The sequence below is a fragment of the Mesorhizobium sp. M7A.F.Ca.CA.002.05.1.1 genome (assembly GCF_003998335.1).
GTDB lineage: Bacteria > Pseudomonadota > Alphaproteobacteria > Rhizobiales > Rhizobiaceae > Mesorhizobium.
On record NZ_RZQI01000004.1, the window covers coordinates 18339 to 27673 of the forward strand.

7 protein-coding genes and 1 pseudogene are annotated in these 9335 nt (G+C 62.7%); 4 read left to right on the forward strand and 4 right to left on the reverse strand.

Annotated features, from left to right (window positions below):
- Positions 1 to 24: 24 nt before the first annotated feature.
- The 3 genes from EN939_RS00655 to EN939_RS00665 are packed head-to-tail and all read left to right on the forward strand — an operon-like array spanning position 25 to position 5487.
- Positions 25 to 789 carry an ImuA family protein gene (locus EN939_RS00655; protein ID WP_127266530.1) on the forward strand — a complete coding sequence of 255 codons (765 nt, stop codon included), beginning with the start codon at positions 25 to 27 and terminating at the stop codon, positions 787 to 789.
- Positions 701 to 2224 carry a Y-family DNA polymerase gene (locus tag EN939_RS00660; RefSeq protein ID WP_127266531.1) on the forward strand — a complete coding sequence of 508 codons (1524 nt, stop codon included), beginning with the start codon at positions 701 to 703 and terminating at the stop codon, positions 2222 to 2224. Before EN939_RS00655 ends, EN939_RS00660 begins: the two co-directional genes overlap by 89 nt.
- On the forward strand, positions 2221 to 5487 hold the full coding sequence (locus tag EN939_RS00665; RefSeq protein WP_127266532.1) for an error-prone DNA polymerase: 3267 nt from the start codon (positions 2221 to 2223) through the stop codon (positions 5485 to 5487). The genes EN939_RS00660 and EN939_RS00665 overlap by 4 nt, the downstream gene beginning before the upstream one ends.
- 85 nt (positions 5488 to 5572) lie before the next feature.
- On the opposite strand, the pseudogene EN939_RS00670 reads toward EN939_RS00665, so the two are convergent.
- The 4 genes and pseudogenes from EN939_RS00670 to EN939_RS00685 all read right to left on the reverse strand — a co-directional run bounded on the left by EN939_RS00670 (position 5573) and on the right by EN939_RS00685 (position 8239).
- Positions 5573 to 6426, reverse strand: a pseudogene (locus tag EN939_RS00670) (alpha/beta fold hydrolase).
- Positions 6427 to 6580: 154 nt separating this feature from the next.
- The gene (locus tag EN939_RS00675) at positions 6581 to 7291 is read right to left on the reverse strand and encodes a hypothetical protein (protein WP_236383365.1); all 711 of its coding nucleotides are present in this window, start codon (positions 7289 to 7291) and stop codon (positions 6581 to 6583) included.
- A gap of 5 nt (positions 7292 to 7296) precedes the next feature.
- Entirely contained in the window at positions 7297 to 7890 is a 594-nt protein-coding gene (locus EN939_RS00680) for an SOS response-associated peptidase (protein WP_127266533.1), read from the reverse strand.
- Between the two features lie 82 nt (positions 7891 to 7972).
- Positions 7973 to 8239 (reverse strand): hypothetical protein, encoded by a 267-nt coding sequence (locus EN939_RS00685; protein ID WP_127266534.1) that lies wholly within the window; start codon positions 8237 to 8239, stop codon positions 7973 to 7975.
- A 128-nt stretch (positions 8240 to 8367) separates the two neighbouring features.
- Here EN939_RS00685 and EN939_RS00690 point away from each other — a divergent pair, with 128 nt between their 5' ends.
- Positions 8368 to 9333, forward strand: coding sequence for an ArdC family protein (locus EN939_RS00690; protein WP_127266535.1), 966 nt, complete (start codon positions 8368 to 8370; stop codon positions 9331 to 9333).
- Positions 9334 to 9335 lie beyond the last annotated feature (2 nt).

The following is a 9335-nucleotide window of genomic DNA, read 5'->3' on the forward strand; positions in this document are numbered from 1 at the left end:
CAGCATGTCGCGTTCAGGGGACAGATGAGTGCATCGACGCCAAACGCTGCTATTTCCGATCTGCGAGGTCGCATTGCGCGTCTCGAAGGCGGTAATGCGCGCAAAAGAGCGGTGCTCCCATTCGGAATCTCCTCGATCGACAGTCATCTGCCAGGCGGGGGTGTGGCGCTTGGCGCACTTCATGAAGTTGCCGGCGGCGGCAATGGAGCGATCGATGGCGCTGCAGCGTCGCTTTTTGCAGCCGGGATTGCAGCGAGGACGCAAGGCAAGGTGCTGTGGTGCGTGACGCGCCAGGATCTGTTTGCGCCGGCAATCGCACAGGTCGGACTGCATCCCGACCGGGTGATCTATGTTGAAGCCGGTGACGACAAATCCTTGCTCGCCTGCTTCGAGGAAGGTCTGCGGCATGTCGGTCTTGGAGCGGTGGTCGCGGAAGTGGCGCGCCTGTCCATGACTTCCTCGCGCCGGTTGCAACTGGCATCGGAAGGCTCCGGCGCGATGGGCATCGCCATCCGCCGCTGGCGCCGCCAGACCGAAGCCGCCGATTTCGGGCAGCCGACGGCGTCTGTCACCCGCTGGCGGGTTTCCGTGCTGCCGTCGCGACCGCTGCCTGTGCCCGGCGTTGGTCGGGCGCGATGGCAACTTGAACTGATCCGGTCTCGTGGAGGGGAAACACTCGATATCGAAGTGGAGGCTTGTGATGCCAAGGGTCGTCTCGCTATTCCTTCCAAGCTGGTCGACCGACCGGCTCAAAAGGAAATTGGGCGACGTCTCGCCGCCACCGGATAAGCCTTTGGTGCTGGTCGGGCGGCACGGTAATCGTCGCCTGGTGACTGCGGTGGATCGCGCGGCACTGGAAGCGGGCCTGCGCGTCGGAATGCCCGCGACCAAGGCACAGGCCCTCGTCCAGGGGCTGGCGGTCATGGATGCCGAACCTGAAGCAGACGCGCAGGCATTGGATCGGTTGGCCCTGTGGGCTTTGCGGCGGTACGCGCCGATTGTCGCAGCAGAACCTCCCGACGGATTGGTGATGGATACCACGGGCGCCGATCATCTTCATGGCGGTGAACGCTTGATGCTGGCCGATATGGTCGAACATCTCGGCAAGGTCGGCTTCTCGGCGCGCGCAGCCATAGCGGATAGCTGGGGTGCTGCTCATGCGGTGGCGCGATACGTGAAGCAGACCGTCAGCGTGGTCGCCGTCAACGCAACGCAGGATGCGATTCTTCCACTGCCCATCGCGGCACTGCGGTTGCCCGACGCAATCGTCAGGGGTTTGCGGGTTCTCGGCTTCGACAGGGTAGGCGAGCTTCTGCAGCAGCCGCGCGCGCCACTGACGTTGCGCTTCGGGCCGGAACTCGGCCGCCGGCTTGACCAGGCTGCTGGACGCCTCGCCGAGCCGATTGAGCCGGTGCGATCAGCGGATGTGGTCGAAGTCCAACGTGCCTTTGGCGAGCCCATCGGTGCGGCCGAGACAATCGCGCGCTATGTCGGCAAGCTTGTTCAAGCGCTGTGTGTCGATCTCGAGACCAAGGGCCTCGGGGCCCGGCGGCTCGACCTGCTGCTCTACCGCGTCGACAACCGCATCGAAGCCGTTCGCGTCGGCATGGCCTTGCCTGTCCGCGATGTGAAGCGGCTGACACGGTTGCTCTGCGACAAGATCGAGATGGTCGATCCGGGTTTCGGCATCGAGTTGATGCGCCTGTCCGCGCCCTTGGCGGAATCACTCGCCCCCAGGCAGACCGTTTCGTCGCTGATCGAGCAACGGGATGCAGACATCTCGGATTTGATCGACACACTCGGCAACCGTGTCGGTGAGGAAAAGCTCTATCGGTTTACCCCGGTTGCCAGCGATGTGCCCGAGCGTTCTTTCCGGCGTGTAGCCGCTGCATCCGCTGAGACCGGCGACGCATGGCCAGACCATTGGCCGCGTCCGGCTCGCTTGTTTGCCGTGCCGGAGCCGATCGAGGCCATTGCGCTGCTACCGGACCATCCTCCGGCGAGCTTCACCTGGAAAGGCATCCGTCGACGGATCAAGCGCGCCGATGGTCCCGAGCGGGTTTTCGGCGAATGGTGGAAGCGCGACGCCGAGCTAACTGCCGTGCGCGACTATTTCCAGGTCGAGGACGAAGCCGGCGAGCGGTTCTGGATTTATCGCGCAGGCGACGGCGAGGATACCGCGACCGGCTCGCATCGCTGGTTCCTGCACGGCATCTTCGGATGAACGCGTGCTATGTCGAGCTGCAATGCACCTCGCATTTTTCCTTTCTGCGGGGCGCGAGTTCCTGTGAGGAACTGTTCGCGCAAGCAGCCAGCATGGGAATGCCCGCCCTTGCCATCTGTGATCGCAACAGTCTGGCCGGCATTGTCCGCGCGCACGAGGCTGCAAAGGCAACCGGCGTCAGGCTGATCGTCGGCTGCCGGCTGGATCTGGTGGAAGAGATTTCCATCCTGGTCTACCCGACCGGTCGCGCGGCCTACTCGCGGCTGTGCCGCTTGCTGTCGCTGGGCAAGAAGCGTGGCGGCAAGGCGAAATGCGTGCTGCATTGGGCTGACGTTGTCGCCTATGGCGAGGGGCTCCTTGCAGTGCTCGTGCCCGACCAGGCCGACGACGAATGCGCGCTCTGGCTCAGGCGGTTGCGCGAGGCATTTGGCGATCGCGCCTATATGGCGCTGACGTTGCGGCGCCGTCCCAACGAGGCGCTGCGGCTGCACGATCTGGCCAATCTTGCCGGACAGGCGCACGTGCCAACGGTTGTCACCAATGATGTCCTGTTCCACGAACCGTCACGGCGCATCCTGCAGGACGTCGTCACCTGCATCCGGCACAATGTGATGATCGATGATGCCGGGTTTCGGCGCGAGCGGCACGCCGACCGATATCTGAAGCGGCCCGATGAAATGGCACGGCTGTTCAGCCGCTCCCCCGAAGCGCTCACGCGGACGATCGAGATCGCCGAGCGCTGCCGGTTCTCATTGGACGAGCTTGCCTATCAATATCCCGAGGAGCGGATGCTGCCGGGTCTGACACCGCAGCAAGCCTTGGAGAAACTCACCTGGGAGGGCGCGACGGAGCGCTTTCCCGAGGGCGTGCCGGACAAGGTCGTTGGCACGCTCAGGCACGAGTTGCAGCTCATCGAGAAGCTGCAATACGCGCCGTATTTTCTGACGGTCAACTCGATCGTTCGCTTTGCCCGCAGCCAGGGCATTCTCTGCCAGGGCAGGGGATCAGCAGCCAACAGCGCCGTCTGCTATGTGCTCGGCATCACCTCGATCGATCCCGACCGCAATGACCTGCTGTTCGAACGCTTCGTCTCGGAGGAGCGGCGTGAGCCGCCTGACATCGATGTCGATTTCGAGCATGAGCGTCGGGAAATCGTCATGCAATGGGTGTTCGAAACCTATGGCCGCGAACACGCCGCGCTCTGCTCGACGGTCATCCGCTATCGCTCGAAGGGCGCCTTGCGCGATGTCGGCAAGGCGCTTGGACTGCCCGAAGACCTCATCAAGATGCTGTCCTCGCAAGTGTGGGGCTGGTCGGACGAAGGCGTCCAGCCGAAACATGCCGAGGAGCTGAACCTCAACCTCGGCGACCGTCGCCTGCGTCTGGCGCTGGACTTGGCCAGGCAGCTGATCGGCGCGCCGCGGCATTTGTCGCAACATCCGGGCGGCTTCGTCCTGACCCGCGACAGGCTCGACGATCTGGTGCCGATCGAGCCAGCCGCGATGAAGGATCGTCAGGTTATCGAATGGGACAAGGACGACATCGACGCGTTGAAGTTCATGAAGGTGGACGTGCTGGCGCTCGGCATGCTGTCCTGCATGAAGCGCGGTTTCGATCTGCTGGCCGAGCACAAGGGCATCACTCTTGATCTCGCGACGATCCCTGCCGAGGATCCACGCACCTATGCGATGATCCGCAAGGCCGATACGCTCGGCACCTTCCAGATCGAATCCCGCGCCCAGATGTCGATGCTGCCGCGCATCAAGCCGCGTACTTTCTACGATCTCGTCATCGAAGTGGCGATTGTCCGGCCGGGTCCCATCCAGGGCGACATGGTGCACCCCTATCTGCGCCGCCGTGAAGGCAAGGAAGACGTCGTCTATCGCAAGCCAGAGCTGGAAAAGGTGCTCGGAAAAACACTGGGCGTGCCGCTGTTCCAGGAGCAGGCGATGCGGGTGGCGATTGAATGCGCCGGCTTCACGCCAGGCGAAGCGGACCAGTTGCGCCGCGCCATGGCGACCTTCAAACACACCGGTGGCGTTTCCAGCTTCGGCGCCAAGCTGATCGGCGGCATGGTGAAGAACGGCTACGAGCGCGAGTTCGCCGAAAAGACCTTCAAGCAGCTCGAAGGCTTCGGCAGCTATGGCTTTCCCGAAAGCCATGCCGCCAGCTTCGCCCTGATCGCCTACGCCTCGTCCTGGATGAAATGCCATCACCCCGATGTCTTCTGCGCCGCTCTTCTCAACGCTCAGCCGATGGGCTTCTACGCGCCGGCGCAGATCGTTCGCGATGCACGTGACCATGGCGTCGAAGCGCGCCCTGTCTGCATCAACGCCTCGCGTTGGGATTGCACGCTCGAGCCCACCGCCGATGACGGTCGGTTCGCTGTCCGGCTTGGTCTGCGCATGGTCCGGGGTCTTGCCAACGCCGATGCTGCGACCATTGTCATCGCACGCGCAGACCAGCCCTTTGCGTCGGTGGATGACCTCTGGCACCGCGCCGGTGTTCCTGCTGCCTCTCTGGTTGAACTCGCCCAGGCTGACGCTTTCCAACCATCCCTATTGCTGGCGAGGCGTGAGGCCCTGTGGGCGATCAAGGCACTGCGCGACGAACCGCTGCCACTGTTTGCGGCGGCCTCCGGCCGCGAGCAGCGGACGGTATCGGAGATCCAGGAGCCCCTTGTCGCGCTGCGTGCGATGACCGCCGGCGGCGAAGTGGTCGAGGACTATGGACATGTTGGACTGACCCTGCGCGACCATCCTGTTTCCTTCCTGCGCGCCGACCTGGGGCGCAAGCGCATCGTCTCGTGTCGCGAGGCCATGCAGGCGCGCGACGGGCACTGGCTGGAGGCGGCTGGCCTCGTGCTGGTCCGCCAACGACCTGGCTCGGCCAAGGGCGTCATGTTCATCACAATCGAGGATGAGACGGGCATTGCCAATCTGGTCGTGTGGGTCAAGGTCTTCGAAAAATATCGCAGGGTCGTGCTCGGCGCCGGCATGATTGGCGTTTATGGTCGCATCCAAAGGGAAGGCGAGGTGGTCCATCTTGTCGCTCATCGTTTGAGCGATCTTTCCGCCGATCTGGCCAGCGTTGGCGATCGTGAGTCTGCCTTTCCCCTGCCGCATGGCCGCGGCGACGAATTCCATCATGGCAGCCCGACGCCCGATCCGCGCGGCATGCCGAAGGGGCCGAGGCCGCGGAATATTATCGATCCCTATCTGCACATCGACCAGATCAAGGTGAAGACACGGGATTTCAAATAGGGCGGTGCAAGAACGGGTCTGCCGAACAATGGCTGGGTTCGTCGACACGCATGGGCGATCGCTCAATCGGTGCTTCTGTCATTTTTCAGAGAAAGGCCTTGAACGCTGCTGCGAGAGCGGCGGGATTTTCTTCGGCGACATGGTGCCCGCTCCTGATTCCGTAGCCCCCCACGTCGTCGGCCCAGTGCTTCCAGATGGCAACCGGATCGCCATAAATCTGCTCCAAATCGTCGTCGAGTGACCAAAGACAGAGCATCGGACAGCGCACCTCCTGCCGGCATCTCGATCTTCGCGGTCGTGGCGATGGTCGATCCTTATGCCAGCGCGGTAGTCTTCGACCATGCCATGGACGATGGCTGGATCGTGGATGAATGAAACCAATTCGTCATAGGCATCGTGTCCCATCTCATCTGGCCGCAAGTCACTATACCATGCCATCGGGTCTGCCAGGATGGCCCGTTCCGGCTTCTCGGGTTGAGCAAAGAAGAACCAGTGGTACCAATCGCGGGCAAAGTTCCAGTCGGCCCGTTCCAGATGCTCGATAACTGGCAACCCATCCACGGCAATCAGCTTTCGCACCAGGTCGGGATGGTCCATCGCCATTCTGAAAGCGACCAGACTTCCACGATCATGCCCGGCGACGAAGAAAGCGTGGTGGCCCAACCTTTCCATCACCTCCACCAGCGCCGAAGCCTTTGCCCGCTTGGACGAGAACCTGCTCTCGGGGTCATCGGCCGGTACGTAGGAGCGACCGAAGCCCGGAAGGTCGGGGCACACGATCCTGAAATCTGCTGACAGCAAGTCCGCGACCTGGCCCCACGTCATATGCGCGAGAGGATGGCCATGGATCAGAAGCAGAGGCGGCCCAGATCCGCCATGCCGAAGCCTTGTCGGCCCGCCCTCGGTTTCCATCATTTCAAGCACGAAGTTGTCGAACATTGGCCATCCTCAAAAACGGGCTGTTGTCGGCTTGAAGAACTCCTTCAGCATGGAATGGTTCGGGACCGGCCAATCGCGACTGCAGATCGTTTCGGCTCCCGGTTAGCTTTCGCTCAGGGTCCATTCTGGACGCGCGAGTGGCTACAAGGCGGATCTAACGGAGCAGGCCCTCGTCGTCGAACGCGTCCCAGCCCTTCAACTTGGGCCGGGGAGCGTCATCTCTGGGGTTATTCCCGGCGCCGCGAACCTTCTCGCTACCCTTTCCCGCCCGCGTCAGGGCAGCCTTGCCGGCGCCACGTCGCCTGTTCTCTGTAACTTGCTGCGCGTCTTCTTCGCGCCAAAGGCTTGGCAGATCACGATCAAGGATGTCCTCGATGTGCTTGGGATCGAACACGTGGAAGGTGACGGCCTTGGATCGACCGCGCATCTTCACGGTGCGGGTGCCAATGCTTTGCAGCCGTCCGTCTTTCAGCCACTTGTGACGCTCACGCGAAGAAATTGCGAGGATGTCCTCCGCCTCGCGCGGCAGGACCGGGAGTACTTCGATGGTTTCCAGGGTCTTGGCGATCTTGTTCGAGGCGGCCTCGAACTCTTCGGCATCGTCTTCGCGCATCCGCAATGTGATGCGACCCGTCTCGGCTTTGATGTACTTCCTCACCGCCCATGGCAGGCGGGCACGTATTTCACGCTCGATACCTTTCGTGCGCACCGACGAGCCAAGCGTGGCTGATGGCGGAAGTGGCCACTCGGCAATCAATGACAACGAGGTGCTGACGCTTTGGCCCGAGCCGCGATCTCGAGGGGCCGCAATTGCCGCAGCGATGCCGCTAAGAATCTTCCGTGTTTGCGCAAAACGCACCGGCATCTGAGCTAGTCGCTTCCTTGTCGCACGGTTTCTACCGCCAGCGACCCGGCCGGCAGGGCCTTCAACAGCTCCACCTCGGGTTTCGTGAGGTAGATCCATGCCGCCCAATCGTCCGGGCGCAGAACCACAATCTGGCGATTGTGGATGGGCGCCACGTCCGGGCCGGGTTCCGTCGTCAGCATAGCGAACGTCGGGGGCTTGTTGCCTTCGCCATCGCGCCACAGGCCGGCGATCGCCATGAACGAGGCGCCGTTGAGCGTGAAGCGATGCTTAGCCTTTGGAGACTTCTTTCCGGTGAATTCGAAGAAAGCCGACGCCGGAATAAGGCAGCGCTTGCTGTTGGAGAAGTTCCGTCCTTCCGAGCGGAAGTTGAAGATCGGCCCGCCTTTGGGCCCGGAGGGCGGAAAGGCAAAGGTCATGCGCGTGAGTTCGATCGTGTCGCCGGCGGCGCGCATGATCGGGGCGGGATCACTGATGCGGATGTCATCCGCCTGCGGCAAATCCAGTTCGGTTTGATGGGTGGGAATGTCGAGCGCCAGCAATTGCATCATCCTGCAATATTCGGCCCAGGCGATATGCTGCTCATAGTCGTTGCACATGGCTGCCCACGCTTTCAGTCAGTTGATGACTTATAACAAATAACGCGGCTTGGCTGCGGCGCCACCATCGCGAGATTTTCCGCTATGCCCGAAATCTCGCGATCTGCTTGAGCATCGCGCGGTTTGTCGGTGATGACATCGCCGTGGCTCGCTCAAGGTCAGGCTCATCAGACCATCTTCGGAAAGCCGCGCCCAGCGCCTGGCCGTCCTTGACAAAGAACCACTTGCCAACAAGCGGCATGCTGGGCCGGTCGACGCCAAAGCCAAGCACACGCGCTATAATGTGGGGCACCAATTTGCGACGGCCTTCACCCATACGGGCTTCCATGCCTGACGTGAGATCGGCCACGCCGATGCTACTTCCTGCCGCCGTTGGGTACCGAGACGGGTCGATGAGAGTGAGAGTGCAGACCGGGTTTGCCGTGACGGGTTGAAGGTCGGGAGAGAGGCTCCTGGCGCCCGTCGCGGAGAACCGCGATGCCCAGAAACACCGCTAGCGCCCGTTCCGGCAACGACCGGCCAGGCCTCTATACGGCAATCACCGACAAGATCATCGCCGAGTTGGAAGCCGGACGCATTCCATGGGTGCAGCCCTGGGGCACGGCGGCGGCAAAGGCGCCGCTCGCCATGCCGGAAAACGCGTCGACCCACCGTCGCTACTCCGGCATCAACATTCTGATCCTGTGGGGCGCGGTCATCGAGCACGGTTTTACCGGCCAGAGCTGGCTGACATTCCGCCAGGCGCTTGGGCTCGGCGGCAACGTCAGGAACGGAGAACATGGGACGACCATCTTCTACGCCGACCGCTTCGTGCCCGACGATGAGCGTAACCGAGCCCGCGAGAGCGGGCACGAAGCACAGCCGGTCCCATTCCTCAAACGCTTCACAGTCTTCAACGCCGATCAATGCGAGAACCTTCCGGAGGACGTCGCCGCCGTCGCACCACCGCCTCCGCCGGGCATGATCGAACCGCAAGCAGAGGCGCTGATCCGGGCCACCGGCGCGGATTTTCGGATCGGAGGCAGCCGCGCCTTCTACAGCCCTGCGAGCGACTTCGTGCAGGTCCCGCCGCCAGCCGCCTATTTCGAACCCATCAACTGGCACCGTACCGCGTTCCATGAACTGGGGCATTGGTCGGGTCATTCCTCCCGCCTCGGGCGTGATATGGCCGGTTCCTTCGGCTCGAAATCCTACGCGCGGGAGGAACTGGTGGCTGAGATGGCCGGGGCCTTTGTCTGCGCTTCTCTCGCCATCGTGCCGACGGTGCGCCATGCCGACTACATCGGCTCGTGGCTGGCGGTCCTGCGCGAGGACAATCGCGCCATTGTCCGTGCCGCCAGCGCCGCCTCGAAGGCCGCCGAATTCATCCTCGGCTTCCAGCCTGGCGTGGATCAGCAAGCCACCGCGGCAGCGGCGAACGACAAACGGGAAGCGGCGTGGTGAGC

Excerpts from the sequence above, each read along its gene's own strand:
- EN939_RS00660 (WP_127266531.1), top strand. The coding sequence starts at position 701 with ATGCCAAGGGTCGTCTCGCTATTCCTTCCAAGCTGGTCGACCGACCGG.
- EN939_RS00690 (WP_127266535.1), top strand. The coding sequence starts at position 8,368 with ATGCCCAGAAACACCGCTAGCGCCCGTTCCGGCAACGACCGGCCAGGC.
- EN939_RS00680 (WP_127266533.1), bottom strand. The coding sequence starts at position 7,890 with ATGTGCAACGACTATGAGCAGCATATCGCCTGGGCCGAATATTGCAGG.
- EN939_RS00655 (WP_127266530.1), top strand. The coding sequence starts at position 25 with ATGAGTGCATCGACGCCAAACGCTGCTATTTCCGATCTGCGAGGTCGC.
- EN939_RS00675 (WP_236383365.1), bottom strand. The coding sequence starts at position 7,291 with ATGCCGGTGCGTTTTGCGCAAACACGGAAGATTCTTAGCGGCATCGCT.
- EN939_RS00665 (WP_127266532.1), top strand. The coding sequence starts at position 2,221 with ATGAACGCGTGCTATGTCGAGCTGCAATGCACCTCGCATTTTTCCTTT.